Origin of the sequence: Roseiflexus castenholzii DSM 13941 (genome assembly GCF_000017805.1) — a bacterium.
Taxonomy (GTDB): Bacteria; Chloroflexota; Chloroflexia; order Chloroflexales; family Roseiflexaceae; genus Roseiflexus; species Roseiflexus castenholzii.
This window is the reverse complement of record NC_009767.1, coordinates 3,709,047-3,728,393: the sequence shown is the minus strand read 5'-3', so window position 1 is coordinate 3,728,393 and position 19,347 is coordinate 3,709,047. Positions and strand designations below refer to the sequence as shown.

Here is a 19,347-nt window from a genome sequence, read left to right as displayed (position 1 = left end):
CCCTTTCAGGCTGCCGGGAATGCCTCGACCAATTTCGCCGCGACAAAATCCATATCTGCGATCTGCCCGGCCTGTGCGGCAAAGATGGCGGGCAGGTTGAGCGTATTCGCCAGGTTCGGGTCGGTCTGACCGGCGCCGATCAACCAGGCGAGTCCGTCGGTGGCGACCTTGTAGGCGGCCATGCGCGCGAAAATGCGCGCCAGCGCCTGTTCAGTCGGCAGATCAAGACCAGAGGCGACCGTCGGCTTGCTGCTCACCCGTTCGCTGAAGATCGCTGCGGTCTCAGCCCAGGCGATCAGTTCGCCGAGGCGGAACAGAATATGCTGATTGCGCGTCAGGCGGTCGATACGCGCGCGCTCGAGCACATTCGCCAGCGCATGCATCGCCAGTGCCGCGACATTCGCGCCATTGTTCGGTTCACGCTGATGCACCTGCTCAACGCGCGCCGCCCAATCGTGGTAGTAGGCGCCCTTCGTCTTCAGATGGAACTGCCAGCGGTCGCGGGCAATCGTCCACTCCATGATCTCAGATGTGCCCTCATAGATGCAGGTAATGCGCACATCGCGCTTGATCTTCTCGACCATGTACTCTTTGGTGTAGCCATACCCGCCGTGGACTTGAATGGCGTCTTCGGCAGCCTTATTCCCTGCCTCCGTCGCCATATACTTCGCCACTGCGCCTTCGGTCTGCTGCTGATCATTGCCGCCATCGATCGTTTCGGCGACCCACTCGATATAATGGCGCGCCGCTTCAAGGCGAGCAACGTTCGGCACAATCAGTTTATGCGTCAGCCCCTGCTGCTGGCTGAGCGGCTTTCCACCCTGAATGCGCGTTTGCGCATAGCGAATGGCGCGGCGCATCGCCTCCCATCCGGCGCCAAGACCAAACGATCCAACCATCAGGCGGGTATAGCCGAAGACTGCCGCTGCCTGCGCCAGTCCTTTGCCTTCCACGCCGCCAACCAACCGGTCGGCAGGGACGAAGACTTCATCGAGGAACAGCGCTGCGGTATTCGAGGCGCGGATGCCATGTTTGTCTTCCGGTTTGCCTTTGGTGAAGCCGGGGGCGTCGTGCTCAACGATAAACCAGGAGATGCCGCCGGGCGCGTTCGCCAGGATCGTATAGATTTTGGCGACGCCGCCGTTCGAGATCCACTGCTTACGCCCGCTGATCTTGTACCCGATCACCTTGCCGTCCTCGACCACCGGCACGGCTTTGGTTGTCAGCGTTGCGAGGTCGGAGCCGGCCTGCGGCTCGGTGGCGCCGTATGCCACCAGCAACCCTTCCTCGGCAATGCGCCCCATCCAGTATTTTTTCTGCTCCTCGGTACCGCCGACGGTGATCGGATCGGTGCCGAGGAACGTCGCCAGAACGCCGGTCGCAATGCCAAGGTCGATGGCAGCCATCGCTTCCGACACACGATAAATATCATATGCCCCGCCGCCCAAACCGCCGTACTCTTCGGGAATGAACAGCAGGTGAATGCCAAGTTTGTTGGGATCGTACAGGTCTTTCAGCACTTCAGCGGGGAATTCGTCGTTATGATCGAGATGGCGGAGATATTCAGGCGTCAGTTTCCGTTCAGCGTATTCGCGCAGCGTCGACAGAACCATATCGAGCGTCTCGACATCCAGAGTGGTCATTGCAGGCTCCTCCTCACAACGTACCGCATGGGACATGCTTGTACCCGACTTCACGGAAATCCTTGCAGATTGTACCGATGCGCACTGCGACATGCAGGAAAGAACTATCTATCGTATGGAAAGAACTCTTCACCTGTCTGTAACTTTTGCGATACACTGCGGTATATGATGATGAAGAAGCATATCGCCTTGTATCTCGCTGCCGGTTTTACGATCCTTTTGATCGCGTGTGTTGCTATCGGCGCCTGGATCGGCGCTGGTGAACAGGAACGACTGAACCGCCAGCGTGAACGCTTCAATGCCCGCGCCTTGTGGGAACAACGCCCCTTCCGCGACTACCGGTTGGTGGTGGAAGATGGCGACTGCACCTACGACGTGGTGGTGCGTCGGGGACAGATCACCGGCAGTTATCGCGACAGTTGCAATCTCCGCGCGCGCACGATCGAGACGTTGTTTCTTGTCGCCGACGGCGATGGAACCATCACGCCGGTGTGTGGCGTGCGCGGGTGCGCATGTGAAACGCACCTTCGCGTGTACGCCAGGTACGATCCGACGTTTGGCTACCCGCGTTTCCTCATCATCGAAGCGACGCTGCGACCGAACTGGCGCCACCAGGACTTCTGGCAGAGCATGCTTGCCGGCGATGGTGTCGCCCTGTGCCGTGGCGCAAACCGACGAACGATCAGCGTTTTGTATGTTGCCGCAGCGCCATGAATCACCTGACAGGCGCCATTGCCGGATGTCGGTTGTGAGCGATTCTCCAGGTTAAGAGTGCGCCCTGTACCGCTCGTGAAAGACTCGGCGCTGCGTCTGGATGCTGAGATGCGGAAAAAGGTGAAAGATGGGTTGCTGCTGATCGTCGTCACCTTCTATTCTTACATAAACTGCCAAAGATTGCAACCTTCTCTTGTGGTCAAAAGACCGCGATCGTGGACGGAAATTGGGATGCAGTGAGTGGTAAGACGGTTGCAGGTTGCAGGGGAAAGTTACCAGCAGGGGCGTGGCGCTGGCGCGCCCGCACAGGGGGCATATTGCCCGTGGAAGGTTGCACGTTGAACGTGGGAAGGTTACAAAAAGGTAGGGGCGTGGCGCTGGCGCGCCCGCAGAGGGGGCATATTGCCCCGTTGCAGATGCGAAGGTTGCAGGTCGAAGGTGGGAAAGATGCAGGTGAGCTGATGAGCGGGCAGACAGGCAGGTGAAGAGTGGGAGCGCGAGGTCGGGGAATAAGGGTTATGAGCATTGCTCATACCTTAAGGCGACATACCCTGGACATTTCGACCCACAAGCGCGTATATGCGGGGCATGATGCGAGCAAAGAAACCACGCACCCCTGACCATGGACGGCGCGTCAACGTGCCGGGTCCACAGGACGAAACGCTCCAGGCGCAATGTGACAAGCTTCTCAGTCCTGCCATCTCCTCCCATTCCAAGACGCATTCTACCGTGCGGATCGTGAACCTGTCTTTGATGATTGCGGTCATGCCGACGATGATGCGGCGACCAATCCCATCCGTCGCCGCACTGACCAGGACGCTCAAGCGGGCAGGCGTGCCGTTGCCGCTTTCCCGCAGACGGGCTTCCGCCGCCCCCTTTGCCCGGAAGATTGGCGCTGGACTCTTCGGGTCGCTGGCGATGGTCGAGACAAAGATGATCTGCCTCACACCCGCCGGCGCGACCGCATCAATCAGACTCTGGTTGCCGGTCAGATCGACGGACTCGATGGTATCGTCTCCGCCGCGCTGGACTGCGGGAGCGATTGTGATCACAGTGTGATCACGGTGTCGATTCCTGCGAAGGCAAGCGCCGGCGATAGCGAGTCGTTTCCCTCACCATCGACCGGCTGCGCCCCTGCCTCAATCAACGGTTGGTAGGGAGAGTTTGTCCGTACCAGGATGCGGATATGGGCGGCGGCGCTGCAAGCAGAGAGCAGACGAAGAGTGAGGCTGGCGTTCATGGTTTTGACCTCCGCAAGAAATGATGCGATGGGTTGAAAATCACAATCTCTGTCCCAGCGAACGCTCCTGAGCCGGTGCGAGACCCATCTCGCGCCCCATCGCTCACCGCGCAATCAGGGGCAGGTAGACTTTGACGAGTGGCCGTTCATACGCGCCAATGTCGCAGACCGCCACCCCGTTCATATCGCCATCCACCGGGCGGGTCACGCCGTTTTGGGATTGGTTGTTGACCGGCATGGCGGCGCAGGTGGCGTTATCGCCTTTGTCAATGGCCGGGCTGCCGGGCAGCAGCGGGAAGTAGGCCGGGGAGCCGGTCAGCGCGCCGAGGTCCGGGTCGGAGCCGATGATGTTGCCGTTCGTGCCGTTCGTCAGGCCGCAGGCATTGCTGCCGCTGTTTTCGATGAGGTTGTTGATGGAGTCGGTGGTGACAGTTCCGAAATTTGTGCAATCCCCGTTGGTGCTGTTGGCGATGAGGGTGTTCTTGAGCGTCAGCGTGCCGGCGTTGCGGATGCCGCCGCCGCCGAAGGGGCCGCTGGCGCTGCTGCCCGAGAAGGTGCTGTTGGTCACCGTCAGCGTGCCGGCGTTGGCGATGCCGCCGCCGCCGCCGTCGGCGCTGTTGTTGGAGAAGGTGCTGTTGGTCACCGTCAGCGCGCCGCCGCCGGCGTTGTAAATGCCGCCGCCGCCGTCTGAGTCGGCGCTGTTGCTGGAGAAGGTGCTGTTGGTCACCGTCAGCGCGCCGCCGCCGGCGTTGTAAATGCCGCCGCCGCCGCCGAAGTCGGCGCTGTTGCTGGAGAAGGTGCTGTTGGTCACCGTCAGTGTGCCGCCGCTGGCGTTGTAGATGCCGCCGCCGAAGATGGCGCTGTTGCTGGAGAAGGTGCTGTTGGTCACCGTCAGCGTGCCGGCGTTGTAGATGCCGCCGCCGGAGCCGCTTGATCCGTTGGCGATGGTGATGTTGCGCAGGGTGAGGTCGGCGCCGCTGTTGACGACCATCACCCGCACGCTGTTGTTCCCGCTGACGGTGATGCTGCCCCCGCCGTCAATGGTCAACGCGCCCTGCCCAGAGACGATGGCGGGCAGGGGCGAGCTGAGCGTAATCGTCCCGCTCACGCTGAAGGTGATGGTGTCGTTGGCGTTGCTCGGCGAGCCGGGGCAGTCGGTGTCCGTGCCGTTGTTGGCTTCTTGAATCGCTTCGCGCAGGGTGCACTGGCTGTCGTTGCTGGTGTTATCCGCCAGCGAGTTGACCACATACCCTGCCGCGTAGGCCGGCCGCGCGCCCGGCGCCGCAAGCAGCGCCGCCAGCAGCAACGTAGAGAGCAGACGAAGAGTGAGGCTGGCGTTCATGGTTTTGACCTCCGCAAGAAATGATGCGATGGGTTGAAAATCACAATCTCTGTCCCAGCGAACGCTCCTGAGCCGGTGCGAGACCCATCTCGCGCCCCATCGCTCACCGCGCAATCAGGGGCAGGTAGACTTTGACGAGTGGCCGTTCATACGCGCCAATGTCGCAGACCGCCACCCCGTTCATATCGCCATCCACCGGGCGGGTCACGCCGTTTTGGGATTGGTTGTTGACCGGCATGGCGGCGCAGGTGGCGTTGTCACCGGCGTCAATGGCCGGGCTGCCCACGTTGAGAGGGTAGTAGGCCGGGGAGCCGGTCAGCGCGCCCAGGTTGGGGTCGGAGCCGATGATGTTGCCGTTCGTGCCGTTCGTCAGGCCGCAGGCATTGCCCCCGGTGCCTTCGATGAGGTTGTTGATCGAGTCGGTGGTGACAGTTCCGGCATTTATGCAATCCCCGCCGCTGGTGCTGTTGGCGATGATGGTGTTCTTGAGCGTCAGCGTGCCGCCGCCATCGTTGAAGATGCCGCCGCCTATGCCGCTGGCGCTGTTGCCCGAGAAGGTGCTGTTGGTCACCGTCAGCGTGCCGGCGTTGAAGATGCCGCCGCCGAAGCCGCCTAAGGTGGCGCTGTTGTTGGAGAAGGTGCTGTTGGTCACCGTCAGCGTGCCGCCGCTGGCGTTGAAGATGCCGCCGCCGAAGCCGGCGCTGTTGGCGGAGAAGGTGCTGCTCTCAACCGTCAGCGTGCCACCGTTGTTGTAGATGCCGCCGCCGAAGCCGCCGCTCGATCCGTTGGCGATGGTGATGTTGCGCAGGGTGAGGTCGGCGCCGCTGTTGACGACCATCACCCGCACGCTGTTGTTCCCGCTGACGGTGATGCTGCCCCCGCCGTCAATGGTCAACGTGCCCTGCCCGCTGACGATGGCAGGCAGGGTCGAACCAAGCACAATCGTCCCGCTCACGCTGAAGGTGATGGTGTCGTCCAGGCTGCTGGCAGCCCCGCAACCGCTCAGGCTGTTGTAGGCAGAGTCGTTGTTCGCCGCCAGGATCGCTTCGCGCAGGCTGCACTGGCCGTCGCCGGCTGTCACATTGTCGTTCAGCGTGTTGACCACATAGGCGGCAGGCTGAAGGGTGCGTTCGTAGGAGCCGATGTCGCAGACCGCTGTGTTGTTGCCGTCTCCATCCTGCGGGCGCGTCACGCCGTTTTGCGACTGGTTATTAACCGGCGCGGCGGCGCAGGTGGCGTTATCGCCTTTGTCAATGGCCGGGCTGCCGGGCAGCAGCGGGAAGTAGGCCGGCGAGCCGGTCAGCGCGCCCAGGTCGGGGTCGGAGCCGATGATGTTGCCGTTCGTGCCGTGCGTCAGGCCGCAGGCGTTGGCCCCGGTGTCTTTGATGAGGTTGTTGATCGAGTTGGTGGTGTCTACCGTTCCGGCATTTATGCAATCCCCGCCGCTGGTGCTGTTGGCGATGATGGTGTTCTTGAGCGTCAGCGTGGCGCCGCCATCGTTGAAGATGCCGCCGCCTGTGCCGCTGGCGCTGTTGTTGGAGAAGGTGCTGTTGGTCACCGTCAGCGTGCCGCCGTTGTAGATGCCGCCGCCGAAGCCGGCGCTGTTGGCGGAGAAGGTGCTGTTGGTCACCGTCAGCGTGCCGGCGTTGAAGATGCCGCCGCCGCCGAAGGGGCCGCTGGCGCTGTTGCCCGAGAAGGTGCTGTTGGTCACCGTCAGCGTGCCGCCGCTGGCGTTGTAGATGCCGCCGCCGCCGCCCCAGGGGCCGGAGGCGCTGTTGGCGGAGAAGGTGCTGTTGATGACCGTCAGCGTGCCGCCGTTGTTGTAGATGCCGCCGCCGAAGCCGCCGATCGATCCGTTGGCGATGGTGATGTTGCGCAGGGTGAGGTCGGCGCCGCTGTTGACGACCATCACCCGCACGCTGTTGTTCCCGCTGACGGTGATGCCGCCCCCGCCGTCAATGGTCAGCTTGCCCTGCCCGGAGACGATGGCGGGCAGGGTCGAGCCAAGCACAATCGTCCCGCTCACGCTGAAGGTGATGGTGTCGTCGCCGCCGCTGCCTGCGCCGCAATCATTGGCAGCCGCGTCGTTCGCTGCCAGGATCGCTTCGCGCAGGGTGCAGAAGGCGTCGTTGGTGGTGTTGTCCGCCAGCGAGTTGACGACGTAGCTCGCCGCATAGGCCGGGTGGGCGCGCTGCGCTGCAAGCAGCGCCGCCAGGATCGAGCAAACAGAAAAAAGACGGAAGAGAATGTTGCTCATCGCCAGACTTCTTGAGCGGTGTGTATCTCATGGGTGCAGATTATTTGACCAGCAGAGGTATGTTTGATCTGGGCAAATTATATGCCTAAATCTCTATTGTTGTAAAGCGGCAAGGATGACAGGCAGCATTTGAGAATGCTTCCCCGCCGGGCTATACCTGCCCTTCCACATCTGCTTTGCTGCGGATACTGTCGCGGCAGGCGTCACCCAAGAGCCGGCAGCGCGGATCACCCCTTTTCGCGCCGGGCCAGCACGGCGGCCCATTGTCTCGTCAGGTTAGACCCTGCTCTTTTAACCGGATAGAGTCGCCTGATCTTGATGCGAGCATCGGTGGTGGTGAACTGCCATATCACCTTGATCGCCGCCTGGTTGCGACGCTTCTCCCAGTCCGCCACTTCGCGAACCGGCATCTGCTTGTCGGCAATCCGCTGTAAACTGTCGCAGCTGCGTCTGAGAGAAATCGTCAATCCAAACATGGTATCCATTCCTGCCCTCTGGGCTAGGCTCTGTCTGACAATAAGTTAGGGCGCCAGAAGGCGCAGATAGCGCTCGATGAAGGCCAGCTTGACGATCTGGAGATAGTTGACGGCGAGCTTCTCGAAGCGCGTGGCGAGCGACCGACACTCCTTGAGCCAGCCCGCACAGCGTTCAATCGCATTGCGAGCGCGGTAGTGGATAGCGTTGTAGGTGATGGGCCGGCCGCGTCGCACCTTGCCCTTCGACTTCCGTGGCGGGATGACCGCCTGGATGCCGTGCTGACGGAGCCACTGTCGGATTCGCTGCGCGTGATAGGCGCGGTCCGCAGCAATGCGTGTGGGGCGGGTACGGGTACGACCGGTGGCACGGCGAGCAATCGCTACGCTGTCGACGAGGGGTTCGAATTGTGTGGACTCGTGCGCCTGTCCTGGCAAGAGGAAGGCGCTGAGCGGAACGCCGTTGCCATCGCACAGCAGGTGGATCTTGGCGCCGAAGCCACCGCGTGAGCGACCAAGCGCATGGTCGGCTGGTTCCTCCGGGTCAAAGGCCGTCGCGACGAGCACCCGCCGCCGCGCGCGACCCACGAATGACGGTACTGTCGACGTTGAACTAGCTCCAATCAATCTCGCCGTGCGCGTCGAGCTCGACTTGCAGGGCGCGCAAGATGCGCTCCCAGGTACCGTTGCGACGCCAGAACACGTAGCGGTCATAGATCGTCTGCCAGGGGCCATAGCGGTCGGGAATATCACGCCAGGGCGCACCTGAGCGCAGCTTCCAGAACAGGCCGTTCAAGATCCGACGGTGGTCAGCCCAGGGATGACCGACCGAGCCATTCTTCGGAAGATAGGGCTCCAGCAAGGCAAACTGGGCATTACTCAACTCGTAGCGGCGCATCTGGTATCCTCGCAGATTGACAATAATCAACCTGGTAGTATACCAGATGGCTCCCACCGTTGCCGGATAGTCAGACAGAGCCTAGCAACGCTGAGCAAGTGACAGCCGCCCAACGGACTGCGCATCACCTGCGGTGAGCCGCGCAGCGGCGAAGTCGTCAGGTGGATGCGCGTGTTGGGCGGCATTTACCCCTGTTTCTTATGTTGCTGAAGCCATCGCTCAAAAGATGCTGGGCTTTCCGTTGACCTTTTCCCTAGCACTAAACCTTCAATACCAATGTCTTCATCAAGATCAGGCCAATGGATGCCGTATCCAGCACCGCTAATCTGGAAATGGGCACGTTCTTCAGGTGTTCCATGCGCCAAACGCGGATACCACCCAATCGGCACAGAAATCGTGCGCCCATCTTCCAAATCCACTGACAGCGTATCATCTGTCACCAAAACATGGATGATCCTAGGTAGGGTCAGGGTTACCACTGCAGAAGGCGTCCCATTCATGTCTTAATCTCTCCAGATTTTCTCGCGCGATATGTTCAAGGTCACGCAACTCTTTTCGATTATAAGCCATGATTTTCAGCCAATGCCACATCGGGGTCAAGCCAAAACTTTGCACTCTTGCTCTCACGGTCTACGTGCATATGACGAGGTTCGCCACAGTCGTACGAGTAAAAGTAGAAACGATACGGACCCACGCGTAGGGCGGTCGGCATAGATTATCCATCTCTTGATTCAAACATTCGTTCCTTGTAATGCGCCTGTTCTCTCAACTTTGCAGCGTATGCCGCCCAACGGCACGCGCATCAGCCGCCGCGAGCGAGCGCACCGAGCGAAGCGATCGGCTGGAAGCGCTTGTTGGGCGGGCTTTTCTCTTTCTCAGGCACTAATTATCTGGATAATCTTTGCGATGACTTCCTGCACTTTCTTAGGAGACAACACACCGGCACGATACAGAACGATATTCGAATCGGCGGTAAAGATACGATTGGGTCGAACATTGCTGTCTTGACGCAAACCGCCACTCGTGAAATCGCTGTCTGAAATGGCAAGCGCGTCATTATCGGTGATTGCTTTGCTCGTAATCTGACACAAGATCACATCATCCCCGGTAAGTGTAGCAACCACCAACGCGGGACGTCTTTTAGCAGCACTCAAATCGGAAAAGGGAAACGGGACAACGACCACGTCTCCTTTTACAAATTTGCCCATGCGAGATCCTCTTCAGGGCGTTCCCAATCACGCCGCAGAACAGGTTCAGAAGCCAACATGGGCTGGAAGGCTTCGGATGCTGTTCGGCTTAACGTTTGTCCCGTCTCGCGTTCGAGCAAGTAAGAAACGAAATCGTAGACAACGACAAGTTTCTCGGGCGAAAGTCTTTGCAAATGTTCAACGATTTCAGGAACTGTTACCGTTTGCATTATCTCTTCTCCTTGTTTTGCTGCAACCTTGATGGCTTGGCATGCGCCCGCCCAACGAGAGCATCAGCCGCACGCGGAGCGAAGCGGAGCGTGTCGGCTGGATGCAGTGTTGGGCAGGGCGCCGGCCTGCGTCGACTGACCACTGCACCACGCCGCCTGTGCCACCGGAGCGAGCCTGACCCTGCAAAGACCTGTCCGCGCCGGCACGCTGTGATTGGATAGCACCGTTCCCCGACCGACCATGCTCAACGCTGCGCATCACCTTGCTGCACCCCGACTGCGCTCGTCATCGCCCGCCGCTGTCCGACAACTGACCACTGCCCACCCGGGCCGCCGCCCTTCGCGAGCGCTTTGCCCCACCGACCCCGCGCCGCCTTGTCGGGCGCCCTAACCGAGACGGTGCTGCTCTGTCTCTCCGTTGCCTGCGCCACTGACCACCTTTGCCGTGTGCGGCCAGCGCGCTGTGGCCGAGCTGCAACATGACGAGCAGCCTTCAACAACTCAACGCCTGTTTTTGCGGACGAGACGGCCCAACGATTGATGATACAGACTCCGTTTTTGCCCCCTCTATGGGAAGGTTATGCGGAGTCCGCATCATCCCCCGTGGGTTTGACTTTTTAAGACAAACGACCCACATCGCTTGCTATTTTCGCGCAACGTGAGCACCATGTCATGTCAATATCTGATTCGTGAGAACCCGAGCTCCGGCCACCACGGTTGCTGGACCGCGTACGACAGACGCTGCGCAGAAAGCACTCCTCCTATCGCACGGAGCAGGCCTACGTCCATTGGATCAAGCGCTTTATCTTCTTCCACAACAAGCGCCACCCCGCCGAGATGGGCGCCCCCGAGATCGAGGCGTTCCTCACCCGCCTGGCTGTCAAGGAGAACGTGGCCGCCAGCACACAGAATCAGGCCCTTCAGTCCATCCTCTTCCTCTATCGTGAAGTGCTCCGCCAACCCGTCGAGGAGCCCATCCACGCCCTCCGCGCCAAGAAGCCCAAACGCATCCCTACCGTGCTCACCCGCCAGGAGGTCCAGCAGCTCTTCGCCCACCTCTCCGGCGCCCGCCTGCTGATGGTGCGCCTGCTCTACGGCAGCGGACTCCGCCTTATGGAGTGCCTCCGACTGCGCGTCAAAGACCTCGATTTCCCCTATCAGACCATCACCGTGCGCGATGGGAAGGGAGAGAACGATCGCGTGACGGTCCTGCCGACTTCCCTCGTCCAGCCCCTCCAGGCCCATCTCGAGCAGGTCCGCCAGCAGCATGAGGGGGATCTGGCACAGGGATACGGCGCCGTCTCCCTGCCCGACGCGCTGGCCCGCACGTATCCCCACGCGGAGCGGGAGTGGGCATGGCAGTGGATGTTCCCCTCTCCTCGCCGCTCCGCCGACCCCCGCTCAGGCGCGATCTGCCGTCACCCCATGGACCTGGCAATGCTTCAGCGGGCGGTGCGTCACGCAGCCCGAGCCGCTGGCCTGACAAAGCCGGTCACCCCGCACACGCTGCGCCATTCCCGCTACCCATCTCCCGGAGGACGGATATGACATCCGGACTGTGCAGGAACTCCTGGGTCATACGGATGTCACGACGACCATGATCTCCACCATGTCCTTCAACGCGGTAGCCTCGCCGTCCGCTCTCCCCTGGACTTTCCCGACCCTATTCCGTAACAAGGAGCAGCTACCCCCTCAGCGTTTTTTTGTTTTTTATCAGGGGGAACCCCTCCTTTTGACTCTGTGCAAAAAGGTCAAACGCACCGCAGCGATCGCTGAGACTTCTTTCGCTTCTGGGTTGGGCGAATTCCGCCAAAAAATCTTGACTCTCCTGCACCTCTCCCTGGCAGGCGCGGCCTGCCCTCCCACCGGATGAAACAGCCGCACATTTCCAGTATACTCAACATCGTCAGGCACGCAAGCCGTACTTGCGCGCCGGTGTTCGGGCTCACCGCCCGACCCGAGCTGCACCCTGGTTTCCGGCCACGATGATTTCTTCTTTGGTGGCGCCTCGAGCGACCCCGATGAGTAGGGGCAAAGCGGCGCTTTGCCCCTACTTCTGGTGTCCGGGCCTGACGATTGCTCTCTCAGGAGGTCTGCGATGGCTCGCGCTCAATCGAACTCCCAGTCCCTCGCCCAGGGCGAGATCCGCTCCACCGACGGCTTGCCCATCGTCAACCCCCACGCCGCAGGCGCCGACATCGGCGCGGAGCAGATGTACGTTTGCCTCCCCGGCCCCGAGCGCACGCACATCGTGCGCTCCTTTGGCGCCTACACCGCCGACCTGCAGCGCTCGCCCAGTGGCTCGTCGAGAACGGCATCCAGACGATAGCGATGGAATCCACGGGTGTTTATTGGAACCCCTCGTTCGAGGTGCTGGAGCAACGCAGCCTCCATTGCTGCCTGATCAGGGCAACGTCGCCCGTCAGATCCCCGCACGCCATAAGACCGATGTCCTCGACTGCCAGTGGATTCAGACCCTTCACTCACTCGGCCTGTTGAGCGAGTCTTTCCGTCCCGATTCGGTGGACAGGTTCCCTGCACGGGATGCTCCTGCCCGTTTGGGCGACCTGGCTGTTCTTCGCGCTCCTGGTTGAGGTGGGCGATGCCGTTGCCGAAGAACGCATGCGGCCCGTTGACCAGATTTCGCGCGAGATGGTCTTTCGTGGCCTCTACCACGTTACCCAGGCCTGGCGCCGCGGCGAGGCCGCCGACCCCATCAAATACGTGTCCGCGCCTGACAATCGAGACCTCGGTGTCGTCAAACGGCTTCGCAAGAAACACCCGCCTGATCCCGCATTCTCCACCGCTTCAGTTATGACGAATGGGTTATACCAATTCCCTGTGACCATCCGGCATGGTCACCCCGAGCAGCGCGAGGGGTCTTGCGCGAACCCGCTCGGATTCCTCGCTGAGTTTACCCTGAGCGAAGCGAAGGGCTCGGAATGACACGCATGCGGCATCTTCAATCGTCATTGGTATTATGGGTTAAGTTCATTGCTCTAACCCCTACCCCCTACCCTCAATCTGATTTCATTCTTTTTACCCGATTACGACGACGCATCACAGGATGGGCGCATTCGCTGCACAAATGCCGTATCTTTTCGGCGCATGGCTGCATTGTTCTTAATCAGAGTGGAGTTGCAAGGGGAGAAGCCTATGGCTCGCGTGGTTTGCCTGTCGGATACAGTTTCGTTAGTGCGTCTGGTGCGCGAGGAAGCGACCTCGTGCGGTCATCTCCTGATCCCCTTTCCTGGCTCGCGGCTCAACGATGCGTTCCGTCAGGCAGTGCGGCAGGCGATGCCGGATGTGGTGCTCTTTGAATTGACCAGCACGCTCGACAACCCGCATATCTACTTCTTTCTGCGCTCCGATCAGGCAATGCGTTCTATTCCGGTCATCTTCCTCTCGCCCCGTCCCGATCTCGAACTTCTCGCCGCTGCACTCGGCGCCGATGGCTATCTTTCCCTCCCGCTTGATCGAGGAGCATTGCGTGCCACTCTGCGCGCGTATCTGGACATTCCCGCTCCGGTTGATGTGCTGCGCATCGAGGTTCCCCGTTCAACCGTGCAGCGGTACGCTGCGCTAATGCAGCGCCCACCGGTGATGGCGCAGGTGGCGGCTGGCTTGCCGGTGGTGTAGGTTTTGCTCCTCTTTTACGCGCCGTGCAGTAAAGCGCACATGATGCCGCAAGATGTTTTTCCAGGGATGTCAGAATAGCAATGAGACTTTATTCCTGGTCTCCGTTGGTGGAGGTGACCGTCACCGACGGGTGGTGGATGACGATTTGACATGCGATCCTGATGGTGGCGAAGTAGCGTTGCCACACCGGCGTGCTCACATTGTTGTCCTTTTCTCGATATATTGCACGCCATCCAGACCCTCGAAGTGTGCGTCTTGGGTCCACAATACAGCATTATAGGCGCGAGCAGTAGCCAGAATAATGCCGTCCGCCATTGGCAACTGAAGAGTATAGGAGATCTCTGCTGCAAGCAGTGCCAGGCTGTCGTCCAGGTCTACCACCTTCCCCCCTTTCATCAAGGCAACCGCTTCCAGGGCATCGTCCTTGTTTCTTTCCAGCAGGACGCGCTTGAAGACCTCGAACAGGCTGATGGTCGGAACCAGCACAGCTTCGGGTTTTTCGATAACAGGCGCAAAGAAGTCTACATTCCTGCCATCGGTAAAATATTCCAGCTAGCCGGACGAGTCAACCACGTTCATGCTCGATCTTCCTCTTCACGTTCAATGTCACTGCTCATGCCTCTGAGAAATCCGCGCGCGGTCTTGAGGTCTCGCACAGGCACAATTTCCAGACGGTTGCCGTATACGATGAAGCGCACCTTTTGTCCCGGTTTGACGTTCCACTTCTCGCGGATGGCGCGCGGTATGACTACCTGATACTTCGAGGAAATTGTCGCGGTATCCATCTCTTACTCCTGATGATCGAACAAAGAAATGTAAGATTATTGTATCATGCTGTGGTTCTGCGTGGAGCACAAACAGCCCGTCTCCTCGCATAACCTTCACCTTTCGCCCCGTCAGGTGCGGGATGGGCGCGGTTGGCGGGGGTGTCCCAATCCGTGCTCATCCGTGTCCCATTCCAGATAGCCCACGGTTCGGCGCGGATGTGACGGATCAGCACGGATTAATACCCATTACCTGTGACCATCCGGTATTGTCACTCCGAGCAGCGCGAGGGGTCGTGCGCAACCCGCGCAGATTCCTCGCTGCGCTCGGAATGACAAGCATGCGGCATCTTCAATCGTGATTGGTATAATTCATCATCCGCGTTAATCCGTCCCAATCCGTGCTCATCCGTGTCCCATTTCAACAATCGGCGGGCGTCGCCGCCAGTGACCGGTCGCCTGCTCGAAGGCATGCGCCAGTTGCAGCACGCCGAAGTCGTTGCGGTAGCGCCCGACCAGTTGCAACCCTACCGGCAAGCCGTCGCGCGTGAATCCGGCAGGAACGGAAATCGCCGGGAGGCTGGTGATTGAAATAAAATAACACGACCGCATCCAGTCGATGTAGGTTTCCATCGGGACGCCGCTGATCTCCGTCACATACGGCTGCTCGACAGGAAATGGCGGAACCTGGACGGTTGGCAACGCCAGGAATTCGTAAGTTTTCATGAATCTGCGCATCCGATGGTAGAGCGCGGTACGCAACCGTTCGGCGTATCCGATCTGCGGTCCTGTCAGCGCACGTCCCCGTTCGATCTCCCCAAGAATCGTTTCCTTGAGACGGTCACGGTGCGTGTCGGCGAGTTCGCCCAGGCTTTGTTCATAACTCCATGCGCGCCATACCCTGAACGCTTCGTCAGCGCCGCTGAAATCCGGCTCGACCTCCTCGACGATGCAGCCAATTGCTTCGAGCGCCGGACGCGCCTCTTCGAGCACGGCGGTCACCTGCGGATCAACAGGCAATCCACCGAGGGTACGGCTCCACGCCACCCGCACGCCGCGGAAGTCGCGTTCGAGCGGCTGCCGAAAGTGCGCCCCCGGTTTCTGGAGCGCAATCGGTGAGCAGGGATGTGGTCCCGCAATTGCGCTGAGCATCAGCGCAGTGTCTGCAACGGTGCGCGCCATCGGACCCAGCACACTGAGGGTTTGCCAGGCGGCGCGATCTGAGCAGGATGGCACGCGCCCCGGCGACGGACGGAAGCCGACCACATTGCAGAAACTCGCCGGGTTGCGTAGCGAACCGCCGGTATCGCTGCCATCGGCAATCGGGATCATGCCGCACGCCAGGGCGACGGCTGCGCCGCCACTGCTGCCGCCGCAGGTCTTCGAGAGGTCGTAGGGATTGCGGGTTGCGCCAAAGATCGGGTTGAATGTCTGAGAACCGGCGCCAAACTCAGGTGTGTTGGTCTTACCGATCATGATCGCGCCTGCCTTGCGCAGACGAATCACAATCAGGTCATCGACATCGGGAACAAAATCGGCATAGATCGGTGAGCCGAAGGTCGTGCGCACGCCTTTCGTCTGCACCAGGTCCTTGTGCGCCACCGGCAGCCCGTGCAAGGGACCGACTTCATCGCCGCGATGCAGGGCGGTATCGGCGGCGCGCGCCCGTTCGAGCGCCTGCTCCGGCAGCAGGGTAATGATCGCATTGACCTGCGGATTTGTGCGTTCGATCTGGCGCAGGTGCGCTTCCATTACCTCAACGCACGACACCTCGTGGGTGCGGATCCGTTGCATCAGCTCAACGGCGGTCAGAAAACAGAGATTGTGCAGGTCGGTCATCGTGGTCCTGTGCCGGCTATCCCTGTCAGCAGGAGGATGACAAAGAAGAGAATGCACAAAAATGCAACCAACGCCAGTTGAATATACCCCATAATCATCCCGGCTTTTGCGCGTCCGCTTCCGCCGAGCCGCCCGTTCGACGCGGCAATCTCACGGTGCGCGCGGTGTCCTGCTACAATGGCGATGATCGAACAGATGACCGGCGCCGTAAACCAGCCAAGAATGTCGAACACCAGACTGACGATGGCTGCCATGCTGATCGGCGGTACGGATGTTTCGTAACCATCCGGCGCATACGATGCCGTCTCCCTAGGAAATGAAGGATTGAATAAATGGAGTGGGAGGTGGTGTGTCGATAACCAGGCTGGTGCGCTGTGTCGGCTTGCCGGCGCTTGAAACACGGATTTGCATGCCACAAAACGGGCAAAACGGCACATCCGATTCCTCGATCAACCCGTCGCAACCTGGACATCTCACAGGCGTCCTCCCAGTTCACGCACTTTGCCGGCAATATCGGGAGCAGTGACCAGCGCCTCGCCAACGAGGACGGCATCGACGCCCCAGGAGCGCACCAACGCAACGTGATCGGCGGTGAATATCCCGCTTTCGCTGACCAGTAGCGGTCGGTTTTCTGACGGAAGAAGCGCCGCAAGGTGGCGCGTGGTTTCCAGGGTCGTTGTGAAACTGTGCAAATCGCGGTTGTTGACGCCAATGATGCGCGCGCCAACCGCCAGGGCGCGGCGGAGTTCGTCTGCATTGTGAACTTCGACGAGCGCCTGCATACCAAGGTCGCCGGCCAGCGCCAGCAACGCCGCCAGCGTCTCATCGTCGAGCGCGGCGACGATCAGCAGCACGGCGTCGGCGCCGTAGGCGCGCGCTTCCACGATCTGATAGGGGTCGATCATGAAGTCTTTGCGCAGCAGCGGCAACGGTGGCGCAGCGCCCCGGTCGAACAGGGCGCGGATTCCTTCTATGTACTTCAGATGACCCTGGAAGAAGCGGACGTCGGTCAACACCGAGATGGCGGCGGCGCCGTTACTAGCGTAGGTCCGCGCCAGCGCCAGTGGATCGAAGTTTTCGATTAGCACCCCTTTCGACGGTGACGCTTTTTTGACTTCGGCAATCAGCGCGATAGGATGATGGGCGCGCAGCGCAGCGCCAAAGTCGCGCGGCGGCGGCGCCGTTTCAGCACGGGTGCGCATTTGATCGTATGGCGTCTTGATGCGCTGTCGCTCGACTTCGATGCGTTTGTGCGCCAGAATGCGGTTGAGCATTGTATCCATGGTGTAAGAACCGAGAACTGAGAACCGAGAACCGAGAACTGATACGAACTTGCGGTCAGCCAGACAAGATGTTCGAGCGACCGGTTCGCAAGCCCCAGCGGGGCTTTCATGTCCTTAGCGAGGGCTTTAGCCCGCAGCGCCCCGGCAGTGTTGTGCGAATGAATTTTTACCAGCGTGTCGTTCCACAGCGCGTTATGGGCTTTAGCCCGCAGCGCCCCGGCAGTGTTGTGCGAATGACCGCGCATGAGTATGAGAACCAGGTCGCGGGTCAGGGGTTAAGGGTCAGGAGACAGGGATTGATATGTTCCGCGCGCCGCTTTCGCCCATCCCGTCTCTGCCCCTTGCCTTTCCAGCGTTCAACGTTCGACCACCTCTGCAACGTCATTTGATCGACCGACAAGCTGGAGTTCCTCGACCGCTGCATGTATCTGCGGATCGTCCTCGAATGCGTAGCGCCACCAGTCAATCTCGACGATCCGATCCGGCTGGACGCCGCGCCCTTCGAGCAACGATCCATCAGGCAGGCGGAAGACCAGTTCTGCCAGCCAGAAGCGTGAACCGTCATCGAGATCATACCCGATCAGATTCTCGGTATTGCCCGCGCTTGGCGTACCGACCACTCGCGCCCGTCCACGGAATTGCAAGCCGGCTGCAAACATTTCGGCGGCGCTGGCGGTTTCATCACTGGTCAATACCACAATCGGCATCTGCTCGAGCAGTGGCAACGTCTTGCCAGAAGGCACGTCGATGCTGAATGATCGCTCGCGTCCGCTGCTGCTGCCGATTGTCCCCCCATCGAGGAACAATCCAAGCGTGCGCCGCAGCATATCGAGGCGTCCCCCGCCGTTGGTGCGCACATCCAGAATCAGCCCATCAAGCGGACCAGATTGATAGAGCGACATAATGGCGTCGGTTACGCGCTCATCGAGCGCTGAGACATTGAATGTATCGATCAGCACCACGCCAATATCGGTTCCCGGCACGCGGCGCGCCTCGACAATCGGGAATGCATCGGGAGGGATGATCTGGCGAATGACCGTCACATCGCGTGTGGCGCCGGCGGCGTCGATGATCCGGAGTTGCACCGGCGTTCCGGGTTGTCCGCGCACCACCGAGACCGGACCGCCAGGACCAAAGGTGATGGTGTCGCTGACCGGCACGCCATTGACGGCAATGATCAGGTCGCGCGGCTGAAGCCCTGCCTGCTCCGCCGGTCCGCCAGGAGCGAGACGGGTGATCAGAATCCCTTCTTCCAGATCGCGGATCATGGCGCCAATGCCGGCATATGCCACGCCGCCGTCGAAACGCGCTGCTTCTTCCGCTACTTCCTGGGGCGTGTCGAAGCGCGTATGATCATCGCCAAGCCGCCCGATCATTTCTTCGATAAGCGCATAGAACTCCGCTTCCGAAGCGGCGCGGGCAATGCGCGGCTCAAATTCAGCACGCACCGCGTCCCAATCGACGCCGCCATAGTCCTCGTACACATACCGGTCGCGCACCAGTGTCCAGACATCTTCGAAAACCGCCTGACGCTCGTTTGCGCTTAGCGGCGCAAGCGTGGGGGTGGGCAGGAGCGGGTATGGCGTGACTGTCGGCGTTGCAGTGGGGGCAAGGGTTGGCGTTGCCGTTGCAGGAGGCGTCGGGCGTGGTGTGTCGGTTGGCGCGACCGTTGGCTGCGACGTCGCTGTTGGAAGAGGGGTGGGCGTTGTGGTCGACATCGAACCCAACGGAACGGGCAGGTTGCCGCATCCCGCCAGCACGACGACGAGCAGCGCACTCACGAAGCGGAGACAACGAGTCATCATGGCTGCATTGTACACGAGAAATCGTTTCTGTGC

The 19,347-nt window shown here is 60.5% G+C and carries 23 protein-coding genes; 5 read left to right on the top strand and 18 right to left on the bottom strand.

Annotation, left to right across the window (positions count from 1 at the left end):
* Positions 1–5: 5 nt before the first annotated feature.
* Positions 6–1,643 (bottom strand): acyl-CoA dehydrogenase family protein, encoded by a 1,638-nt coding sequence (locus RCAS_RS14850; protein ID WP_041330871.1) that lies wholly within the window; start codon positions 1,641–1,643, stop codon positions 6–8.
* 189 nt (positions 1,644–1,832) lie between these two features.
* On the opposite strand from RCAS_RS14850, the gene RCAS_RS14845 reads away from it, so the two are divergent.
* Positions 1,833–2,357, top strand: coding sequence for a hypothetical protein (locus RCAS_RS14845; protein ID WP_232280028.1), 525 nt, complete (start codon positions 1,833–1,835; stop codon positions 2,355–2,357).
* 536 nt (positions 2,358–2,893) lie between these two features.
* Here RCAS_RS14845 and RCAS_RS14840 read toward each other — a convergent pair.
* From RCAS_RS14840 to RCAS_RS14800, 11 genes are all read right to left on the bottom strand, one after another.
* Entirely contained in the window at positions 2,894–3,409 is a 516-nt protein-coding gene (locus tag RCAS_RS14840; protein WP_012121362.1) for a Rossmann-fold NAD(P)-binding domain-containing protein, read from the bottom strand.
* Positions 3,406–3,597: a hypothetical protein gene (locus tag RCAS_RS14835; RefSeq protein ID WP_041330869.1), complete on the bottom strand. Its 192-nt coding sequence runs from the start codon at positions 3,595–3,597 to the stop codon at positions 3,406–3,408. Before RCAS_RS14835 ends, RCAS_RS14840 begins: the two co-directional genes overlap by 4 nt.
* Positions 3,598–3,700: 103 nt before the next feature.
* Positions 3,701–4,939, bottom strand: a complete 1,239-nt coding sequence (locus tag RCAS_RS14830) for a right-handed parallel beta-helix repeat-containing protein (protein WP_012121360.1) — start codon at positions 4,937–4,939, stop codon at positions 3,701–3,703.
* Positions 4,940–5,042: 103 nt separating this feature from the next.
* Positions 5,043–7,196 (bottom strand): beta strand repeat-containing protein, encoded by a 2,154-nt coding sequence (locus RCAS_RS14825; RefSeq protein WP_012121359.1) that lies wholly within the window; start codon positions 7,194–7,196, stop codon positions 5,043–5,045.
* Positions 7,197–7,423: 227 nt separating this feature from the next.
* Complete coding sequence (locus tag RCAS_RS14820) at positions 7,424–7,681, bottom strand: hypothetical protein (RefSeq protein WP_157042659.1); 258 nt, start codon at positions 7,679–7,681, stop codon at positions 7,424–7,426.
* Positions 7,682–7,717: 36 nt separating this feature from the next.
* Positions 7,718–8,383 carry an IS5 family transposase gene (locus RCAS_RS14815; protein ID WP_269632118.1) on the bottom strand — a complete coding sequence of 222 codons (666 nt, stop codon included), beginning with the start codon at positions 8,381–8,383 and terminating at the stop codon, positions 7,718–7,720.
* A complete protein-coding gene (locus RCAS_RS14810; RefSeq protein ID WP_083760317.1) occupies positions 8,283–8,567 on the bottom strand; it encodes a transposase in 285 nt (94 codons plus the stop codon). The genes RCAS_RS14815 and RCAS_RS14810 overlap by 101 nt, the downstream gene beginning before the upstream one ends.
* Before the next feature lie 185 nt (positions 8,568–8,752).
* Positions 8,753–9,067, bottom strand: a complete 315-nt coding sequence (locus tag RCAS_RS24050; protein ID WP_012121358.1) for a DUF2442 domain-containing protein — start codon at positions 9,065–9,067, stop codon at positions 8,753–8,755.
* Between the two features lie 59 nt (positions 9,068–9,126).
* Positions 9,127–9,207, bottom strand: a complete 81-nt coding sequence (locus tag RCAS_RS26015) for a hypothetical protein (RefSeq protein ID WP_232280253.1) — start codon at positions 9,205–9,207, stop codon at positions 9,127–9,129.
* Between the two features lie 235 nt (positions 9,208–9,442).
* Positions 9,443–9,775 carry a type II toxin-antitoxin system PemK/MazF family toxin gene (locus RCAS_RS14805; protein ID WP_012121357.1) on the bottom strand — a complete coding sequence of 111 codons (333 nt, stop codon included), beginning with the start codon at positions 9,773–9,775 and terminating at the stop codon, positions 9,443–9,445.
* On the bottom strand, positions 9,760–9,984 hold the full coding sequence (locus RCAS_RS14800; RefSeq protein ID WP_041330866.1) for a hypothetical protein: 225 nt from the start codon (positions 9,982–9,984) through the stop codon (positions 9,760–9,762). Before RCAS_RS14800 ends, RCAS_RS14805 begins: the two co-directional genes overlap by 16 nt.
* A 717-nt stretch (positions 9,985–10,701) precedes the next feature.
* On the opposite strand from RCAS_RS14800, the gene RCAS_RS24040 reads away from it, so the two are divergent.
* The 4 genes from RCAS_RS24040 (at position 10,702) to RCAS_RS14775 (ending at position 13,623) form a co-directional block, all read left to right on the top strand.
* Positions 10,702–11,532 (top strand): integron integrase, encoded by an 831-nt coding sequence (locus RCAS_RS24040; protein WP_012121356.1) that lies wholly within the window; start codon positions 10,702–10,704, stop codon positions 11,530–11,532.
* Positions 11,533–12,082: 550 nt separating this feature from the next.
* On the top strand, positions 12,083–12,313 hold the full coding sequence (locus RCAS_RS14785) for a hypothetical protein (RefSeq protein WP_041330859.1): 231 nt from the start codon (positions 12,083–12,085) through the stop codon (positions 12,311–12,313).
* A gap of 215 nt (positions 12,314–12,528) precedes the next feature.
* A complete protein-coding gene (locus RCAS_RS24035; RefSeq protein WP_083760316.1) occupies positions 12,529–12,930 on the top strand; it encodes a hypothetical protein in 402 nt (133 codons plus the stop codon).
* 210 nt (positions 12,931–13,140) lie between these two features.
* Positions 13,141–13,623: a response regulator gene (locus RCAS_RS14775; protein WP_012121355.1), complete on the top strand. Its 483-nt coding sequence runs from the start codon at positions 13,141–13,143 to the stop codon at positions 13,621–13,623.
* Between the two features lie 195 nt (positions 13,624–13,818).
* On the opposite strand, the gene RCAS_RS14770 is transcribed toward RCAS_RS14775, so the two are convergent.
* The 6 genes from RCAS_RS14770 to RCAS_RS14745 form a co-directional block, all read right to left on the bottom strand.
* Complete coding sequence (locus tag RCAS_RS14770) at positions 13,819–14,175, bottom strand: type II toxin-antitoxin system VapC family toxin (RefSeq protein WP_198136050.1); 357 nt, start codon at positions 14,173–14,175, stop codon at positions 13,819–13,821.
* A 23-nt stretch (positions 14,176–14,198) separates the two neighbouring features.
* Complete coding sequence (locus RCAS_RS14765; RefSeq protein ID WP_012121354.1) at positions 14,199–14,408, bottom strand: AbrB/MazE/SpoVT family DNA-binding domain-containing protein; 210 nt, start codon at positions 14,406–14,408, stop codon at positions 14,199–14,201.
* Positions 14,409–14,792: 384 nt separating this feature from the next.
* The gene (locus RCAS_RS14760; protein WP_012121353.1) at positions 14,793–16,226 is read right to left on the bottom strand and encodes an amidase; all 1,434 of its coding nucleotides are present in this window, start codon (positions 16,224–16,226) and stop codon (positions 14,793–14,795) included.
* Entirely contained in the window at positions 16,223–16,480 is a 258-nt protein-coding gene (locus tag RCAS_RS25690) for a DUF4190 domain-containing protein (RefSeq protein ID WP_041332053.1), read from the bottom strand. The genes RCAS_RS14760 and RCAS_RS25690 overlap by 4 nt, the downstream gene beginning before the upstream one ends.
* Before the next feature lie 219 nt (positions 16,481–16,699).
* Positions 16,700–17,509, bottom strand: coding sequence for an indole-3-glycerol phosphate synthase TrpC (gene trpC, locus RCAS_RS14750; RefSeq protein WP_012121351.1), 810 nt, complete (start codon positions 17,507–17,509; stop codon positions 16,700–16,702).
* Positions 17,510–17,865: 356 nt separating this feature from the next.
* Positions 17,866–19,314: a S41 family peptidase gene (locus RCAS_RS14745; RefSeq protein ID WP_012121350.1), complete on the bottom strand. Its 1,449-nt coding sequence runs from the start codon at positions 19,312–19,314 to the stop codon at positions 17,866–17,868.
* Positions 19,315–19,347 lie beyond the last annotated feature (33 nt).